Origin of the sequence: Sneathiella litorea, assembly GCF_009882915.1 — a bacterium.
Taxonomy (GTDB): domain Bacteria; phylum Pseudomonadota; class Alphaproteobacteria; order Sneathiellales; family Sneathiellaceae; genus Sneathiella; species Sneathiella litorea.
Genome location: NZ_WTUW01000009.1, coordinates 554,217 through 571,166 on the forward strand (window position 1 = coordinate 554,217; position 16,950 = coordinate 571,166).

Here is a 16,950-nt window from a genome sequence, read left to right on the forward strand (position 1 = left end):
TAAATTTCCTGCTTTCCCTAACCCGCTCTTTTCGCGTTCCGTGATATTGCTTCAACCATTGTCGGCACGCCTTCATCCGGGATATCATGAGCCATCCCGTCGATGACGACAATCTCCGCACCGGGGATGGAATTCTTAACATCTTCCCCACAGGATAGGGGAACTAGTGGATCTTCCCGTCCATGAATAACAAGGGTCGGCGCGGTAATCTCGGACAGATGTGCCACTCGACTATCACCGGAAGCAAGGCTTGCGAGGAGATGACGGCCATTTCCTTCCGGATAGTAGGACCGTTTAAACAGAGCAATGGCGCGCTCCGCCAGTAGCTTTTCATCCACTGGAAAGGCTGGGCTGCCAATTGTCTTGGCGCTCGCGATCGCATCCTCTACCGCGCCTTCCCTTGTTCCTGCGGGGTTGCGAGGCTGCCCCAGCCATTTTGCCGCCGCTTCCGACGGGCGTGGCAACCCACGTCGGCCAGATGTCGCCATAACTGAAACCAGCGATTTCACGCATTCCGGACGCCTGTAGGCAAGGGTCTGCGCAATAGCCCCTCCGTTCGAACTGCCGAGAATATGCGCTTTGCCAAAATCGAGAGCGGAAATCAGTTCTGCGGCATCATCCGCCAAGTCTTCTAATGTGTAGGGCGCGGAAACCTTCTCCTTCGCCCGCGCCTGAGCAAAAGCCGCCGGAATATCTGCCGGACCCCAGTCATCAAATTTGGTAGACAGACCGACATCGCGGTTATCATAGGCGACAACATAAAAGCCAGCCTCTACCAGCGCCTTGATAAAAGTCTCGTTCCAGGAGGTCAGCTGCACACCGATCCCGCCCACAAGGACAAGCGGATCATTTGCGGCATCGCCCCAGGTTTCATATTCGATTTCGATACCATTTGCGGAAATTTTTGACATTTCTTCTCTTCTTTCTGTTGATGGGGTGATCCCGAAAGGATTTTTTTCAATCCGTTTTACGCGCTTAACCGGGCCAAGCGCAAGTGGCCTGATCAGGCAATTGTCAGAACCGGCTCTCCCAGCACGTCAAAGTCTGGCGTGATCCCAAGACCTGGCGCATCGGAGGCCGTCATCCGGCCATTTATCCGTTTTGGCGCACCTTCGGCGATTGTCACGGTGCCGTAGGAATTGAAATCCGTCGCGGAAAAACAGAACTCTTCCGGTGTTGATCGGGCAAGATGGGCAATGGCGGCTGTCGTGATATCCCCGCCCCAGGTATCCTCGATCGTCATGGGAATACCGGAAGCAACGCAAAGATCCCGCATCAGGCGGGCCCGTGTCAGGCCGCCCACTTTCGAAATCTTGAGGTTGATGACGTCCATCGCATCCTCGGCAATCCCGCGCACCAAAACGCCCGGGCCGTCAATGACCTCATCCAGCACGAAGGGAAGCCCCGTGCGCCGGCGGATCGACACCGATTCCTCATATGTCAGGCAAGGTTGCTCGATATAGACATCCAGACCAGCGATCGCGCCGACAACCCGCGCCGCCTCATGACGGGTCCAGCCGGTATTGGCATCCGCGACCAGAATATCGCTCTTCTTCAGGATCGCGCGGGTGGCGCGGATCCGTTCGATATCCTCATTCGCATCACCCCCGACCTTGAGCTGGAACTTTGTATATCCTTCTGCGCTGTAGCCCGATATCTTCGCGGCCATCTGCTCTGGGCTTTCCTGTGATATAGCACGGTAAAGCGCGACATCCTCCTGCATCGCCCCGCCAAGAAGCATATAAACTGGCTGTCCGGTCGTCTTGCCAAGAATATCCCAGCAGGCGATATCAATCGGCGCCTTGGCATAGGGATGCCCTCGCAAGCTGCTGTCCATCACCCGGTTGATTTCGTTTAGCGCGAGCGGGTTTTGCCCAATCAGATGCGGGCCTATCTCGGCGAGGCCTGCCCGCACGCCCTTCGCGTAAGAAGGAAGATAGGTCGACCCTAAAGGGCAGCATTCCGCATAACCGGTTAATCCTTCATCGGTCTCTACCGCGACGACCGTACTATCAAACACCTCAACAAAATTGCCATTGGACCAGCTATAACGTCCTTCTTTCAGGGGAAGGTCAATCTGCCAGGCCTTTATCGCGGTAATTTTCATGCATTGCTCCTTATCTCACGACAAACCCATGGGCAAAGGGATCGCGATCATCGATGATAATTCTGTTATATCCCGTCACACGCGCCCATCCCGCGATGGAAGGAATGATTGCGGCGGCATCCCCGATTTTTGCTGTTCCCTCAATCCAGCCATTAAAGATCGAACCGATTATGCTTTCATGTTTGAACTCTTCGCCAACCGCCAGGTCGCCTCGTGCGCACCATTGCGCCATGCGTGCCGAAGTTCCCGTACCGCAGGGAGAGCGGTCAATCGCCTTGTCCCCGTAAAAAACAGCATTGCGCGCGGTGGCACCCGACACTGTCGGCCGACCTGTCCACATGATATGGGTGAGACCCTTGATGCCCGGCTGTTCCGGATGAACAAAATCATACTTTTCATTGAGCGCGGCCCGGAGTTCCGGGCTCCATCTGATCAGGTCAGAGACTGAGTAATCGGCCATATCCGTGAAGTTCGCTTGGGGCTCCACTATCGCATAGAAATTTCCGCCATAAGCCACATCGACAGTTATCTCACCGAGATGCGGGCAAGTCGCGCTAAGACCTGTGGCATAAAGGAAGGACGGGATGTTGGTAATCCGTACTTCTTCAACATGCTTCCCTTCCATCCGGTATTCAGCAACCACCTTTCCCGCGGGAGTATCAAGACACAACTTCCCGGGCGTTTTCGGCTTAACAAGCCCTTCTTCAATTGCAATCGTTACCGTGCCAATGGTTCCATGCCCGCACATGGGCAGGCAGCCAGATGTTTCAATAAACAAGACAGCGACGTCACAGTCCGAGCGGGTCGGCGGGTACAGGATTGTCCCCGACATCTGGTCGTGCCCGCGCGGTTCATACATCAGCCCCGTGCGTATCCAGTCATAATCCCGCATAAAATGCGCGCGGCGAGCGAGCATAGTCTCGCCGTCAAGCTCTGGCCCGCCGGACGTCACCACCCGCACCGGATTGCCACAGGTATGACCATCTATGCACTGGAATGTATATTGTGTCATGCGACTGCCCTAAAAGCGTCGGGGACTATAGGGTGTGAGGTCAATGTCATTTTCGACGTCCATTACCAGATCAGCCACCAGTTTGGCGGTTCCTGCCGACTGGGTCAAACCAAGATGGCCGTGCCCGAACGCATAGGTAATACGATTTGACTTAGTTGCATGCCCGATGACAGGGATTGAATCCGGCAGGCTCGGGCGAAACCCCATCCACTGCCGACCGCCTTCGGTATTGAGTTCCGGCAGAAAATTCTTTGCCTTTTGTAGAAGCGCATCCGCCCGCCGATAGTTTGGCGGCAGTTTCAGACCGCCAAGTTCCACCGCACCGCCAACGCGAATGCCACTCGATAACGGAGTTACAACAAACCCATGCTCCTCGAAGGATAGCTGTCGTTTGAGATCGAAAGCACCGACGGGGAGTGTTGTATTATATCCTCGCTCGGTCTCCAGCGGAATATTATCCCCGATCGTCTTGGCTAGATGATGGGACCAGGCTCCAGCGGAGACAACAATATGATCTGCCGACAGTTCTGTTCCATCCTCAAGCTTGACAGAAACTCTTTCCGACCCTGACTGAAGCGCGACAGCCCCTGCAATAACAACCTTGCCACCTCTGGATTTAAAGAATTCACCAAGCTGGACCGTGTAATCCTTCGGATCGGAAATGCCATACCAGTCATTCGTCGCAACGGCGGCAACGAAGCGCCGGTCGATACCCGGTTGATATTCCGCAATCTGATCAGGGTCTGTCAGGGCCGTGAACTTGACCCCTCTCTTTGCTCGAGCGTGCCAGCACGGCATATTCACGTCAAACGATTTGCGATTTTCATAAAGTTGCAGATTGCCATGCTGGCGCAGCATATTATGGGTGCCGGTTTCCTCCATGAAGGAAACAAGACGGTTGCGGGACACGGTCATCAACGTCGTGAGCGCCTCTATCCCCGTCTTCACCTGTTCAGGCCGGCTCGCGCGCAAGAAGCGATACATCCAGGGAAGAATCGGGATGGCATAGGGCAGCGGAACGGAGAGCGGACCCAACGGATCCAGAAACCATTTTGGCGCCTTCCGGATAATACCGGGGGATGCAACCGGCGCCGCATCAGAAAAAGCGAAAGCCCCAGCATTTCCTTGAGACGCACCCGCCGCGACACCAGTTTTATCCAGCACGGTTACCTGCGCGCCTTTTGCCTGCAACTCGATGGCCGACGTGATGCCGATGATCCCGGCGCCGATGACAATAATCTCTGCCTTGTTCGCTGCTTTTCCAGACATCGTATTCTTCCAACCGCGTTTTATATAACGGAAGTCTGGCATGTTAATCTAAAGGTGCCGTTCCCCAAAGCGGAGATTAACAGAGTGAGTTAATCGGCAAACTGCCCGCCAAATCTCATGGCGGCATATTCTTTTGGAAGGTCAAAAATCTCAGAAATGATATCCGCCTTGATTAAGTCCTTGGAGTCTTCTCCGCCCTGTATCCCGCCATCCTTGATGAAATAGCAGTGGTCCGTACTGTAATAAGCGAGATTAAGATCATGCATGACAATGACGACCGTGAGGTTTTTCTCAGTCGAGAGAATTTGTACCAGTTCCAGCAATTGATGCTGATGTTTTAAGTCCAGCGCGGAAGTGGGTTCATCCAGAAAAAGAGAAGCCCCTTCCTGCTCCCATATTTGCGAAATGACTCGTGCAAACTGAACCCGCTGCTGCTCCCCGCCGGATAGCGTTGGAAATGCCCTGTCCCGAAGATGCCAGGCGTCGACGAGGGCCAGAGCCTCATCCGCGATTTCGGCATTTGAGGCGGTAGTCTTCTCAAGTGAATAGGGGTTTCGGCCCATGACGACAATTTCATGGGCAGTAAAGGGGAAACTGATCGGGTTGGCCTGCGACAGGACCGCACGGCGGCGGGACAGTTCTGTCAGGGAATATTGATGCAAATCCCTGCCATCAACGGTGACGGAGCCTTCATCTGGTTTCAAAGCACCCGTCAAACATTTCAGAAAAGTCGACTTTCCCGCGCCATTAGGACCCAGGATTGCCGTCACCCTACCAGGGTTGAAAGTCGCACAGATATTCGCAAGAATTCTATGTGAACCAATTGAATAGGTAATGTTTTCTGCCGTAATCACAGGCCGAACCTTCCGGAATATTGCTTGATAAGCAACCAAAGGAAAAAAGGGCCGCCGATCATGCTGGTCAGGATGCCGACCGGCATTTCCGCAGGAACAACAATTGTCCGTGCCACCGTGTCCGCCAACAACAGCATGATTGCGCCCAGAAATGCGGATGCCGGGATCAATAGTCGGTGGTCGGGGCCGAGCGTTAACCGGACAAGATGGGGAACCACTAACCCGATAAAACCAATAATCCCGCTAACCGAAATAGCCGCGCCGACCGATAGCGCTGTGCAAATGACGATTGTCCGTTTCAACCGTTCCACATCAACACCCAAATATTGCGCCTCATTTTCTCCCAGCAAAAGCACGTTTAACTCCCGCGCATTGCGTATAAGGATCAACCCGGATGGCACTATGATCGTTGTCACCACAATCACTGAAACCCATAACGCCCCCCCTAAACTTCCCATGGTCCAGAAAGTCAGGGTTCTCAGTTGCTGATCATCACTCAGGAAAGTCAGGAAACCCACACCGGCAGCCGACATCGCATTAATGGCTATCCCGGTCAGGAGCATATAAGTGACGGAGAAAGTGCCCGTCAGTTTCGCAAATCGAAAAATCACAAAACAGGCAACCAGCGCCCCGACAAACGCCGCGATACTCATCGCATAAAGCCCGAAATAGCCAGTGATGGGCCCTGCAAGGACGATGACAATCGCAACCGCAAGGGCGGCGCTTGTCGCGATCCCGATCAAGCCCGGATCAGCCAAGGGATTGCGGAAAAGACCCTGCATAGCGGCCCCGGACACAGCAAGGGCACTCCCGACAATGATAGCCAAAAGTACCCTTGGCAGCCGAATGGAGCTGAGAACCGCCATCTGTTGGTCAGTCAGGTCTGCACCAATTATACCTGTTAGAGGAATCGAGACCGCACCAATTGACGTGGCAACAGCCGCCACACCGAGCAATAAAAGCCCAAGCAGTAACAGAGCTGGAATTCTTACCTGCTTCAGGAAAGAGGGCATCGGGACCGTTCTTTCAAGCAGGCTCATGGTTGGCTCAACTGGCGTTTAAGCTCGAGAGCAGCCTCAGCCGTCCGCGGGCCGAAGCCGAGCAGCAGCAAAGCGTCCATCGCAATGATCCGCGCATTTTTTGCCGCCGGTGTCAAAGACACCCCCGGAGATGCCAAAAGGGCCGCTTTGCGCCCCGCTTGTTCGAGCCCCTGTGTTGTTACCAGTAAAATTTCAGGAGCCAGACTTACTGCCGCTTCCGGCGATAAGGGTTTATAGCCTTCATAATCAGCGACAACATTGGTCGCGCCAGCCAGATTGATAATACTGTCAGCCGCGGTTTTTTGACCCGCAACCATCGGTGCGCCGCCACTGTGCTGCAAAATGAACATGACCGATTTTGGTGGTTCTTGCGCTGCACTGGCCGCTTTCAATTTCTCTTCGGCACCATTTATATCGGCAATGAGCTGATTTCCCTCTGTCTGTTTATCCAGCGCCTTTGCGAGAATATCAATGCTATCCTTCACATCCTTAAGCGAACGACCTGCTTTAACAGTAAGCATATTGATCCCAGCCGACTTTAACTGTTCAAGCACGATTGGTGGACCAGACTCTTCGGACAAAATGACAAGATCTGGATTGAGGGATAGAATGCCTTCCGCATTCAATGCACGTTGATAGCCAACTTTTGGCGTAGATGCAGCCTCAGCTGGATAGTAACTGGTCGTGTCACTGCCAACGATCAGGTTCCCCGCCCCAATCGCATAGATGGTCTCTGTCAAGGGTCCGCCCACTGAGACTATTCGCTTGGGCGCATCCGCGTAGGCAGCCGTTGAGATAAACATAAGTAAAGCGGTAAGAATTCTAATCATTAATCTGTTTCTTTTTGCATAAGAATATTGGCGGCCTCTATCCCCTGCGATTGCAGGTATGTCAGCACTTTGAGTAACTCTTCGATGGCAACGCGGCGATCCCCGGCGACGACCACTTCATAATCCGGCCGCTCCGTGAGGGCATTGGCTATCGCGGCTTTAAGGTTTTCAAAATCAGCGATTTCTTCACCGTCAAGAGCATAAGATCCCTTCCGAATTTCGAGCATGAAGTGGCGAGGTTCGTTCAACTGCTCCAACTCTTTTTCCACCGCGGACGGAAGCTGTAAATCAAGCGCGCGAAGTGTCGTTCCGACGGTTAGCAGGAAAAAGACCAGCAAGATAAAAAGGATATCCAACATCGGAGTTAAATCCGGCGCAAGATCCCTCATCGTTCCTCCATTTGAGTCTTCGGATTGGAGCGTAATCATAGTCGGCGCGCCTCTGCGCTCAATTCAACGACTTGGGACTTCTGCTCTGTCTTCGCTATTTCAAACGTCAGGGAAAGACGATTGAGTTCCAGACAGAAACCTTCCAATTTCCGGTCACTGAATGCACTGAAAAAATGCGCCATCAACAATGCCGGTAAAGCGATCATCAGACCCGCCGCCGTGGTCAACATCGCTTCCCAAAGGCCATCAGCAATAAGCGCAGGGGAAACGGGCCCCGTCTGGATGGAGATGACTTTAAATGAGGCGATGATCCCGAGAATGGTTCCCAGCAGGCCAATAATAGGGCTGATCATTCCAATCAGCCGCAGGGTCTTGATGCCACTGTAATACGGACGCCTGAAGTCATTCAGCGCTACCCCGACAAGCTCGTCCCGCACAGCTTTTGGCTGGTTTTTGTTGGCGCGCACATAATCAGCAAGCCGGCCATATTGCGCCTTCGATTCTGCAACTGCCTTTATAGTAAACACAAGGCGCTCCAGTCCGACAGCAACGGTCAGAACGGAGCACACAGCCAGCGGCCAGGCCATCATTCCCATTTGGGAAAACCAGTCCGGACGCGAGAACGACAGCCAATCAGGCAACATTTGTTACCTCCTTAAGCGAAAGGCTATCAACAATTTCCCGCCATTCGGCAAGCTCCGGCACCCCGGGTTTACGCTTGCCGAAAAAGGTCACGATCAGATCATCGTTTTTATCGAAAACTTCAACGGCGGTGATAATCCCATCTGCAGACGGCTTCCTTGTAACCCAGGTATGGCTGATGCCGGTTTCATCCAGATGCAGGTTAAATTTTGGATCGAGAACGTTATACCAGCCCGCCGCCTCTACTAGCTTGTTTACCGGACCGGTGTGAATTTGGATGCAACCCTTATTACCAACGAAGACCATGATTTCGCAGTCGCTGTCCCGTGCCCGGTCAAGCACCAGACGCGCGGCGCTGTTATCGAGCTCGGCCGCGAAATCAGTGCCGATTTTCTTTAGAGCCTGAACGCGGCCCACCTTGAACTTCCGAAGCATGGGAAAGAAGTCATGGGTATCTTTCAGGTTTTCCCAAGTGGTACGAAATCCTTCCCAATCAATTTCTGAATCCGGGCGTTCCACCGGCTTTGGCTTCGCGCCCTCAATTTTGATAGATGTTTCCTGTTCAGCATGACGATGCTTTGAAACCAGATCATCATAGGCGGTCTCATTGGAATGGTTAGTGAGATAGATTTTATGGATGGCGTCTCCCGCTCCGTCAAAAAACTGCAAGCTCCTGCGAGCGCCAGCCTTTCCCATTTCGGTGACGGCAAAGGCATGCTTCCAATGGGACATGAACAGGCGGAGATCAATGTCCGGGTTAACGAATAATCCTGTCTTCATTGGTCCATGCTGAAAAAAGCTGGGATTTTCATAAATGCCTTTTCTTTCATGTACGCAATGCTCGTTACGAGTCAGCGCCATTACTTCCCCAAGAGAGACAGCGTCCTTCAAAATTACTTCTGCGTCGTCGCCCAGACGGACAACATCCTTCCCGACCCGCGCGGCAACCAACTGCCCCTCAGAAATACCGATCTTACTGGCAGCATTCCGAGCACGCATTCCGTCCTGCTCTTTGAGCCGATCATATTCAGCCCTGATTTCCTTCGGTGAAAGAAGAGTGTTGGTTAGTGTTGTATCCTTCATAAGATTTCCTGCCTTTTAGTGGATGACAAAATTCACGGGAACGCGGACCCAGCTGACTACGGCACTCCCGTCGACATTGGTCGGTTCAAACTTCCATTTTTTGACGGCCGCCAAAGCCGCCATATCAAGCAAGCGATGCCCAGACGATTTGGCAATTTTAAGCTCTCGTGGGGTACCGCTCGGCATTACTTCTGCATGCAACGTAACTGTCCCTTGTTGTCCAAGGTCTAGCGCGCGCCGGGGATAGGATGGCGGCACTTGATGGCGATAGTGCGCCTCATGAATGACAGTCGAGTTATCCTCCCCCTTGTTTTCAGCCGTTACCGGAGGCGACGTAACTGCCTGTGATTGAGGCGTAGGTTGTGTCTCCGGTTTGATAGCTACTTTCTCGACAACCATCTTTTCCGGCGCTTCTTCAGCCGCATTGGGAACAACCTTTGTCAATTCGACCGGTGGGGGTGTCTTCGCTTTTACGGATGTTGCTCTGGTTGCGCCAGGCCGAACCTTCGGAAGCGGTACTGGCTGGATTTTCGCCTCCGCAACAGGTTCGGCCTTCGGTTGCGGTTGCTTGGGTACGACCACAACTTTCTCAGGCGCAAAAGGAGTTGTAACAACAGGCCGGACGTGAACCGGCATTGACGAAAGCGGCGCAAAAGCAGGCTCCACCTTTGTCGGAACAGGTGGGGTTGACACCGCTGGTCGCGCCAATGCCATCAACTGAATTTTCATTACTGGCGCATCAAGAACATGCTCCATGTTGGAATTAAACTTTACAAGCGATAGGAGAAAGGCGTTCGCACAGATGGACAGGCCAAGAAAGACAACCCATTTCCTGCCCCAATCCACCGGTTGTGCGAACGCCGCCCCTACCATTTATAGGCCACCCTCACGTTGTAACTGCGTCCTTCCTCATAGAGGCCGGCATAGGCAGTCGTGTAAGCCTTATCGAGAATGTTTGAAACGCCCAGATCAACAGTCAGGGTTTCCAGCTCCTTCTCACGGGGGGCCCAGCGATAGTAGACGTCATATACTGAGTATCCGGGGGTCGGTACATCCGAACTGGAGACTTTATCATTCGCTCCGGCAAAACGTCCGCGTAGACCGAAAGTGCTATCAATTTCCTCGGCGTTGTAGGAAAAATCAGCGACCATTGTCAGCGGCACGTTATTGGAAAGATACTCACCCGTATCCTTGTCTTCCGCCTCGACATAGGAAAGGCCAAGTTTCGCCGTCACTGGATGGAGTTGATATTTTGCATCAACCTCGAACCCCGACAGGCGGGCATTCGGAATATTGACATATTCTGTCGTTCCGCCAAAAACGTCCACTTCCTGCGTAATGAAGTCGTCACCTTCACTGATGAACCAGGATCCCTTAATCGCCATCTTGTCATTTTCTGTAACAACTCCATCAAAGCTAACACCTGCCCCGATTTCAAAGGTGACAACTGTTTCCGGACTAAGATCCGGGTTTGGAACAAAAAAGTTAGCCGGAAAGAAGGGCGCCACTGCAGGAAAATGCTGTCCCGAAGCATAGAGCTCTGTCAGGTTCGGTGCCCGGAACGCCTGAGCCAGACTACTGAAAAACATCACGTTGTCGTTTGGCAGATAGCTAACGGCAATTTTTGGTGAAACCTTATGCTCGCTTTGGGAATTACCGGCATCATCACTGCTGCGATAGGAGTCAAATCGCGCCGCAGGAATAATCAGGAACCGGCCAGCAGATGTCATCAGGTCGACTTCATCCTGCAGATAAAAACCATAGTTTGTGGCGTCAGCATTCGGCACGCCGGGGCGCGTTCCACCGCCGGTTATCGTGCCAGTCTGATCATCATGGTAAACTTCAAAACCATAGGAGAAAGTATGCTTTTGTGACTCATCAATTGTGAGCACCGTCTGGTTATCCGCCGTAAAGCCGAGAGTGCTCATGTCCCGTGTTTGTACGCGCCCCAAATTCGTTCCGGAAATATCTTCTTCGCGAACTTCGGTAGTATTGTAATAAAGATGGAGTTTCGGCTTCAGCCAACTGTTAGCCGGATCTTCAAATTCGTACTTTAACCCGAATTGGTTATCATTGACTTTTTTGTCCACCACCGGGTTAGAGGCCGAGACAGCACTACCGCCATTATTCGGCTCCTGCCCGTCATTATTGAGGCCCTGGTATATAAACTTCAAACTGTTGAAGTCGTTAAAGCTATAGCCAACCTTAAAGGTTCCCGAAATCAGGTTGTCTTCCGAAATCAGCTTATTGCCATTACCCTGCTCGATATCCCCAGAATTCCGGAGAGCGGCCATACCGATTATATCCAGCGCACCTGTCCGGCCATAGGCAGAGACCACCGGCGAATATTCCTCGTTCGCTGTTCTGTATCCCATTGAGGTATAGACACCGAAATTCTCACCGGGATTCAGCATATCAGCTGCATCCTTCGTATCGAAGGCCAGCACGCCACCAATTGCGCCGCCGCCATAAATCGAAGAAGACGCCCCCTTGACGATTTCCACCCGCTTCAGAAGCGACGGATCAATAAAGAACCGTCCATCATGCGCTGCCTCAAAATTCTGGCGGCGACCGTCAATAAGGGTGATAATTGCCTCATCATCAAACCCACGGATTGAAACAGTTTGCCCGTTTCGACGTGGTCCGTCCGCTACTTCGACACCCGGTGTAAATTCAAGAAGATCTCCTGTGTCCCCCGCCAACGCGTTGCCCGGCGCTTCCGTATCGATATTCGACGTCATCGCCGGAACTTCAAAGGAAGACTGCGGGCTCCGCGTAGCGTATACCGTGACCGTATCCAGTGACACAGTTGGCGTATCGCTGGCTTCCGCAGCAACGGCAGGCGTAAGACAAGTACTTGTAAGGAGCGTGCCCAGGCAGGCAAGCGGCAGGGTTCGGCGCATAACAACAGCTTTCTATTTTATGTCGCTTTTGCTTGCTGCCTGGCTGCCGTGTAATCGGGTGGCTGGGTGGCGGGCTAATTGCTTATTTGGTTAGAATCAGTTTTCCATTTCCAGTAAGCCGCAACTTGTAGCTTTCACCATTGTGAGCGATCGTGAGTTCCTTGCTGCTCGCGAATAAGTCTCCGCTCTGCAAGGTTTCCTCTACAAGCATAATCATCCGCTTATTGCTTTTGCGATCGGATTGATTATCCAGCATGTTTTGACCGTTCTTTTCGTAAATAACTACAATATTTTAGCTTGTTTCTAGGAATGATTATCAATAGCGAAGATAAGAGTCAACTGCATTCTTGCGAATTATTATCAATAAGAAACTAGGAGCAACTTTAGAAAACCCCTCATCTCGCCCAAATTGTGGTTACAGAGTACTATTTTTCTCTATCTTTAGAGGTCCACACTGCCTAAATTGACTCAGGAAAATAACAGTTCTAAATCCCGATGCCACAGCAACACAAAAATATGGCTCAGGGGAACTTCATTCTCTGTAAAAAACAAAAAAAGGGAGAGATGAATCAAAATGAACCTTAAAGGAATTACGGCGATTATTACCGGTGGAGCTTCCGGTCTCGGTGCCGCAACGGCACGAAAGCTAGCGGCTGAGGGTGTTAAGGTCGGCATTTTCGACCTGAACGAAGAATTGGGCAATGCAACCGCAAAGGAAATTGGCGGTGCCTTTGCGAAGGTCAACGTCACCTCAGAAGAAGAGGTCGATGCAGGCTTTGCCACCATTCGCGAAAAACTCGGTCAGGAAAGAATTCTGGTCAACTGCGCCGGCACAGGCAATGCAATCAAGACCGCAAGTCGGGACAGGGAAACTGGAGAGATTAAACATTTTCCGCTGGATAAATTCGAGATGATCATCCAGATCAATCTAATTGGCACTTTCCGCTGTATTGCGAAGTCCGCGACCGGGATGATGTCCCTTGACCCTATCGAGGGGGAGCGCGGCGTGATTATCAATACAGCCTCCGTAGCCGCAGAGGATGGCCAGGTGGGGCAAGCTTCCTACTCCGCTTCAAAAGGCGGGGTAATCGGGATGACCCTGCCGATTGCACGCGATCTCGCGCAGGAGCTCATTCGAGTAAATACGATCTTGCCCGGCCTGTTTAACACGCCGCTAATGCAAGGGGTTCCGGATAAGGTCAAAGCCGCCCTTGCGGCCCAGGTTCCGAACCCGTCCCGCCTTGGTAATCCAGAAGAATATGCATCTCTGGCCCTTGAAATGTGCCGCAATGGATATTTTAATGGGGAAGACGTCCGACTGGATGGCGCAATTCGCATGGCGCCCCGATAGAAATAAACAATAAAAAGGATCAAAAGAATGACTGAAGCTTATATTATTGACGCCTGCCGCACACCGCGCGGCGTCGGCAAGGTTGGCAAAGGCGCCCTCGCCCATCTCCACCCCCAGCATCTTGGTGCAACCGTTCTGGGAGCATTGGCCGAGCGAAATGATTTCGATACAGCCGACGTGGATGACATCATCTGGGGCACGTCGACACAGGTCGGCAAGCAGGGTTATGACCTTGGCCGGATGGCGGCACTTGCCGCAGGATATGACACCAAGGCCTCCGGTATGACGCTGGATCGTTTTTGCGGCTCTGGGATCACAACCGTGAATCTCGCTGCTGCTCAGGTGATGTCTGGTATGGAGGATCTGGTCATCGCGGGCGGTACCGAGATGATGAGCTATACCGCCTCCATCGCCGATCCAAACAAACCTTCCATGCTTGACGGCGATAATCCGGATCTTCGCGAACGTCATCCTCAGTCCCAGCAGGGTGTCTGTGCCGATGCCATCGCCACGCTGGAAGGGATCGACAGAAGAGCATTGGATGAACTTGCAGTAGAAAGCCAAAATCGCGCTGATAAAGCCATCCAGGAAGGCCGTTTCGATAAGTCAATTATTCCGGTTAAAAACAGGGACGGTTCCATCGCCCTCGATCGAGAGGAATTCCCCCGGCCCGGAACGACAATGGAAAGCCTGGCAGGGCTCAAGACGGTCTTCAATATGTTCCGCGATGTTGTCGTTGACGAAGCGGGCAATACTTACGGCAGCCTGATTACCCGCAAGTATCCTCAGATCAAGGAATTTGACCATGTGCATCATGCAGGCAACTCTTCAGGAGTTGTCGATGGCGCTGCGGCCATTTTGCTCGCGTCCGGTGACTATGCGAAGAAGCATAACCTGAAACCGCGCGCCCGCATTGTTGCGACTGCCAATATGGGAGACTGCCCTACGCTGATGCTGAACGCACCGGTACCCGCAGCAAAGAAAGTGCTCGCCAAAGCTGGATTGACACCAGACGATATCGACCTTTGGGAAATCAACGAGGCATTCGCTATCGTTGCCGAAAAATTCATCCGCGACCTGAAACTCGACCGAAGCAAGGTAAATGTTAATGGCGGCGCAATGGCGCTTGGTCATCCGATCGGTGCGACGGGATCAATCCTGATTGGGACGCTTCTGGATGAGCTTGAAAGGCAGGACAAGAAACGCGGGCTCGTCACCATGTGTGCCGCCGGCGGCATGGCCCCCGCGATCATCATCGAACGGCTCGACAGCTAGAAACAAATCGGTACAAAGAAAAGGGCGAAGCGGCGAAAACTCCTGCTTCGCCCTTTTTTTGTTTTTCACTCTTTATGCGCTTATTCTTAGACCTGAGCCCAAATTTTCCGGAGCTTTGTGGAACTTGCCATCCTTCATGATGGCCACCAGGCGCTTCTTGTCTTGCAGAACCTTTACATCCCGCGACGGATCCCCATCCACAAGCAGCATATCCGCCAGGTAACCTTCGCGGATCATGCCAAGCTCATTGCTCATTTTCATCATCTCGCCGCCGATTTTCGTTCCCGAAAGAAGGGCTTCCATTGGCGTAAAGCCCAGCAAATCAACGAAATACTCCAGATCCTTCGCGTTTGTTCCCATTGGCGTCCAAGCAAAGCCGTAATCCCCTCCAATCGCGAGGCGGATACCGCGCTTGTGCATTTTCTTCATACTTTCAACGGCATGCTCGAGTTCCCGCTCGTAGGCGATGCTCAAGGGGCTCCCGGGCTTAATACCGTAATCGCCCGCGTTTCGCGCAGTATTGATCAGCCAGGCAAGGCCCGGAGCAACAATATGCTTGTCTTTTGCGGCCTCCAGCATGTCGAGCGCCTCCTCGTCCGTGAAGGAGGCATGATAGATCGTTTCAATCCCGTATTTAACGCAAAGCTTGATCGACTCGGCAGAGCGTGCATGCGCCGCGAGTGACCGGCCACGCCGCCGCGTTTCGGAAACCGCCATGGCAATTTCCTCATCCGACATCTGGTTTTCTTCCGCGCCCATACCGGCGACTTCTTCGCCGGAAAGATTAAGCTTGATTGTGTCATTGCCCCATTTGATCATCTCCCGGACTTTTCTCCGGACTTCCTCAGGACCGGATACCACGATGCCGAGGTTCAGGCCTTCATGCTGGATATGTGGCGGGGACGCATCGCCAAGACCGCCTGTCGTTGTAATCTCAGGGCTTGCCGCCGTATAACGTGGGCCCGGAAATCGACCAGCGTTGATAGCGTTGCGGATAACGACATCAAGCCGTGGCTTGGCCGCCGCCGCACCACGTCCGGCGGTAAAGCCAGCGTCCAGAACGATTTTGGCCATTTCAACGCAAACCAGCATATGCTCTTCCAGCGGCATCATCTGGATCGGATCAACGCCCGGCGCATTATTCCAACTGAGATGCAGATGAGAATCGATCAGACCCGGCATTAATGTCATACCCCGGCCGTCAATACGCTGTCCGCCGGTACTCCCCCAACTACTGCCCATGCCGGAACGGCTGATCGATTTGATCCGGTTGCCCGAAACCGTGACTTCTCCTGAGTAGGGCGCCTCCCCGGTGCCATCAATGATACGGACATTGCTGAAGATGATGTCGGAACTCCCATTACTTCCGTTACTTCTACCACTCCAGTCGGTGAATGTATTTTCAGCCATGATTTAGTCTCCCTAACTAATGCTGTTGCTGTCGAGATGGGCTCTGAGCAATTCAGCGGAACGCTCCGGAGCCTCCATCATCATCCAATGGGCTACCTCCGGTATGATTTCTAACTTCGACCTGGGTAGTTTTTGTTTCATTTGTTCTGCCATCGCAACGGGTGCCACCGGGTCTGTTTCCCCCGCTATCAGCAAAGTGGAACAGTTTATTTTTGCGAGGGTGGCTGCCTCCACGCTGCTGAGCGCAAGACAATGAGCTGCATATCCTTTGGCATCCTGCCGCAGTAGGCTTTCCCTGACAAAAGCAGCGGCGACAGGTTTGCCTGAGGATACACTTGCTTTATGAACGGCTTCGGCAATGCCTGCCATCCCCTCCCGCTGTGCCGTTGCCGCCCGTTCACTTAATCCGGTGCGCGCGGCCGCTGGCGGCTCCAGTATAGGCCCGAACAAGGTCAGGCTTTGCACTATTTTCGGATGATCAACCGCCAGATACTGACACACGATGGTGCCCATGGAATGCCCCACGAAATGCGCCTTGGTCACACCTGCAGTCTTCAGGCAATCCAGAACTGAAGACGCTAATCCCGCGATGCCCGGACGGCCGGGCCGTAAAGGAGATCGCCCTGCCCCCGGCAAATCAGGTCGGACTATCCGATATCCATTGACTGCAGAAATCAGGGTCTGAAAACTGTTGGATGTTCCGCCAAGGCCATGGATCATCACCACGGCTTCACCCTCGCCTTGATCCTCCACCTTCATGCTGCCAACCGAAATATCTACCATTG

General features: G+C 52.9%; 17 protein-coding genes. 2 read left to right on the forward strand and 15 right to left on the reverse strand.

Annotated features, from left to right (window positions below; all coding sequences use genetic code 11):
- Positions 1-17: 17 nt before the first annotated feature.
- The 13 genes from GQE98_RS16635 to hemP all read right to left on the reverse strand — a co-directional run bounded on the left by GQE98_RS16635 (position 18) and on the right by hemP (position 12,385).
- Positions 18-911 (reverse strand): alpha/beta fold hydrolase, encoded by an 894-nt coding sequence (locus GQE98_RS16635; RefSeq protein WP_161316846.1) that lies wholly within the window; start codon positions 909-911, stop codon positions 18-20.
- Between the two features lie 92 nt (positions 912-1,003).
- Positions 1,004-2,107, reverse strand: a complete 1,104-nt coding sequence (locus tag GQE98_RS16640; protein ID WP_161316848.1) for a cis-3-hydroxy-L-proline dehydratase — start codon at positions 2,105-2,107, stop codon at positions 1,004-1,006.
- 10 nt (positions 2,108-2,117) lie between these two features.
- Positions 2,118-3,119, reverse strand: a complete 1,002-nt coding sequence (locus GQE98_RS16645) for a 4-hydroxyproline epimerase (RefSeq protein ID WP_161316850.1) — start codon at positions 3,117-3,119, stop codon at positions 2,118-2,120.
- 9 nt (positions 3,120-3,128) lie between these two features.
- Positions 3,129-4,388 (reverse strand): NAD(P)/FAD-dependent oxidoreductase, encoded by a 1,260-nt coding sequence (locus tag GQE98_RS16650; protein ID WP_161316853.1) that lies wholly within the window; start codon positions 4,386-4,388, stop codon positions 3,129-3,131.
- 89 nt (positions 4,389-4,477) lie between these two features.
- Positions 4,478-5,242: a heme ABC transporter ATP-binding protein gene (locus tag GQE98_RS16655; protein ID WP_161316855.1), complete on the reverse strand. Its 765-nt coding sequence runs from the start codon at positions 5,240-5,242 to the stop codon at positions 4,478-4,480.
- Positions 5,239-6,282 (reverse strand): FecCD family ABC transporter permease, encoded by a 1,044-nt coding sequence (locus tag GQE98_RS16660; RefSeq protein WP_202526358.1) that lies wholly within the window; start codon positions 6,280-6,282, stop codon positions 5,239-5,241. Before GQE98_RS16660 ends, GQE98_RS16655 begins: the two co-directional genes overlap by 4 nt.
- Positions 6,279-7,112: a heme/hemin ABC transporter substrate-binding protein gene (locus tag GQE98_RS16665; protein ID WP_161316857.1), complete on the reverse strand. Its 834-nt coding sequence runs from the start codon at positions 7,110-7,112 to the stop codon at positions 6,279-6,281. Before GQE98_RS16665 ends, GQE98_RS16660 begins: the two co-directional genes overlap by 4 nt.
- Positions 7,112-7,540, reverse strand: a complete 429-nt coding sequence (locus GQE98_RS16670; protein WP_214646505.1) for an ExbD/TolR family protein — start codon at positions 7,538-7,540, stop codon at positions 7,112-7,114. The genes GQE98_RS16665 and GQE98_RS16670 overlap by 1 nt, the downstream gene beginning before the upstream one ends.
- Positions 7,537-8,145 carry a MotA/TolQ/ExbB proton channel family protein gene (locus GQE98_RS16675; protein WP_161316861.1) on the reverse strand — a complete coding sequence of 203 codons (609 nt, stop codon included), beginning with the start codon at positions 8,143-8,145 and terminating at the stop codon, positions 7,537-7,539. Before GQE98_RS16675 ends, GQE98_RS16670 begins: the two co-directional genes overlap by 4 nt.
- Positions 8,135-9,226: a hemin-degrading factor gene (locus GQE98_RS16680; RefSeq protein WP_161316863.1), complete on the reverse strand. Its 1,092-nt coding sequence runs from the start codon at positions 9,224-9,226 to the stop codon at positions 8,135-8,137. The genes GQE98_RS16675 and GQE98_RS16680 overlap by 11 nt, the downstream gene beginning before the upstream one ends.
- 15 nt (positions 9,227-9,241) lie before the next feature.
- Positions 9,242-10,099 carry an energy transducer TonB gene (locus GQE98_RS16685; RefSeq protein ID WP_161316864.1) on the reverse strand — a complete coding sequence of 286 codons (858 nt, stop codon included), beginning with the start codon at positions 10,097-10,099 and terminating at the stop codon, positions 9,242-9,244.
- Positions 10,093-12,129, reverse strand: a complete 2,037-nt coding sequence (locus GQE98_RS16690) for a TonB-dependent hemoglobin/transferrin/lactoferrin family receptor (protein WP_161316866.1) — start codon at positions 12,127-12,129, stop codon at positions 10,093-10,095. Before GQE98_RS16690 ends, GQE98_RS16685 begins: the two co-directional genes overlap by 7 nt.
- Before the next feature lie 82 nt (positions 12,130-12,211).
- The gene (hemP, locus tag GQE98_RS16695; RefSeq protein WP_246157363.1) at positions 12,212-12,385 is read right to left on the reverse strand and encodes a hemin uptake protein HemP; all 174 of its coding nucleotides are present in this window, start codon (positions 12,383-12,385) and stop codon (positions 12,212-12,214) included.
- Between the two features lie 318 nt (positions 12,386-12,703).
- Here hemP and GQE98_RS16700 point away from each other — a divergent pair, with 318 nt between their 5' ends.
- Complete coding sequence (locus GQE98_RS16700; protein WP_161316868.1) at positions 12,704-13,480, forward strand: SDR family NAD(P)-dependent oxidoreductase; 777 nt, start codon at positions 12,704-12,706, stop codon at positions 13,478-13,480.
- Between the two features lie 27 nt (positions 13,481-13,507).
- Positions 13,508-14,755 carry an acetyl-CoA C-acetyltransferase gene (locus GQE98_RS16705; RefSeq protein ID WP_161316870.1) on the forward strand — a complete coding sequence of 416 codons (1,248 nt, stop codon included), beginning with the start codon at positions 13,508-13,510 and terminating at the stop codon, positions 14,753-14,755.
- 72 nt (positions 14,756-14,827) lie between these two features.
- On the opposite strand, the gene GQE98_RS16710 is transcribed toward GQE98_RS16705, so the two are convergent.
- Positions 14,828-16,165, reverse strand: coding sequence for a metal-dependent hydrolase family protein (locus GQE98_RS16710; RefSeq protein ID WP_161316871.1), 1,338 nt, complete (start codon positions 16,163-16,165; stop codon positions 14,828-14,830).
- A gap of 12 nt (positions 16,166-16,177) precedes the next feature.
- Positions 16,178-16,948, reverse strand: coding sequence for an alpha/beta fold hydrolase (locus GQE98_RS16715; protein WP_161316873.1), 771 nt, complete (start codon positions 16,946-16,948; stop codon positions 16,178-16,180).
- Between the last annotated feature and the right edge of the window lie 2 nt (positions 16,949-16,950).

Bases quoted from the DNA above. Each gene is read 5' to 3' on its own strand.
- GQE98_RS16680 (WP_161316863.1), bottom strand. From the start codon at position 9,226: ATGAAGGATACAACACTAACCAACACTCTTCTTTCACCGAAGGAAATC.
- GQE98_RS16700 (WP_161316868.1), top strand. From the start codon at position 12,704: ATGAACCTTAAAGGAATTACGGCGATTATTACCGGTGGAGCTTCCGGT.
- GQE98_RS16675 (WP_161316861.1), bottom strand. From the start codon at position 8,145: ATGTTGCCTGATTGGCTGTCGTTCTCGCGTCCGGACTGGTTTTCCCAA.
- hemP (WP_246157363.1), bottom strand. From the start codon at position 12,385: ATGCTGGATAATCAATCCGATCGCAAAAGCAATAAGCGGATGATTATG.
- GQE98_RS16660 (WP_202526358.1), bottom strand. From the start codon at position 6,282: ATGAGCCTGCTTGAAAGAACGGTCCCGATGCCCTCTTTCCTGAAGCAG.
- GQE98_RS16715 (WP_161316873.1), bottom strand. From the start codon at position 16,948: ATGGTAGATATTTCGGTTGGCAGCATGAAGGTGGAGGATCAAGGCGAG.
- GQE98_RS16640 (WP_161316848.1), bottom strand. From the start codon at position 2,107: ATGAAAATTACCGCGATAAAGGCCTGGCAGATTGACCTTCCCCTGAAA.
- GQE98_RS16645 (WP_161316850.1), bottom strand. From the start codon at position 3,119: ATGACACAATATACATTCCAGTGCATAGATGGTCATACCTGTGGCAAT.
- GQE98_RS16670 (WP_214646505.1), bottom strand. From the start codon at position 7,540: ATGATTACGCTCCAATCCGAAGACTCAAATGGAGGAACGATGAGGGAT.
- GQE98_RS16705 (WP_161316870.1), top strand. From the start codon at position 13,508: ATGACTGAAGCTTATATTATTGACGCCTGCCGCACACCGCGCGGCGTC.
- GQE98_RS16685 (WP_161316864.1), bottom strand. From the start codon at position 10,099: ATGGTAGGGGCGGCGTTCGCACAACCGGTGGATTGGGGCAGGAAATGG.
- GQE98_RS16650 (WP_161316853.1), bottom strand. From the start codon at position 4,388: ATGTCTGGAAAAGCAGCGAACAAGGCAGAGATTATTGTCATCGGCGCC.
- GQE98_RS16635 (WP_161316846.1), bottom strand. From the start codon at position 911: ATGTCAAAAATTTCCGCAAATGGTATCGAAATCGAATATGAAACCTGG.
- GQE98_RS16690 (WP_161316866.1), bottom strand. From the start codon at position 12,129: ATGCGCCGAACCCTGCCGCTTGCCTGCCTGGGCACGCTCCTTACAAGT.
- GQE98_RS16710 (WP_161316871.1), bottom strand. From the start codon at position 16,165: ATGGCTGAAAATACATTCACCGACTGGAGTGGTAGAAGTAACGGAAGT.
- GQE98_RS16665 (WP_161316857.1), bottom strand. From the start codon at position 7,112: ATGATTAGAATTCTTACCGCTTTACTTATGTTTATCTCAACGGCTGCC.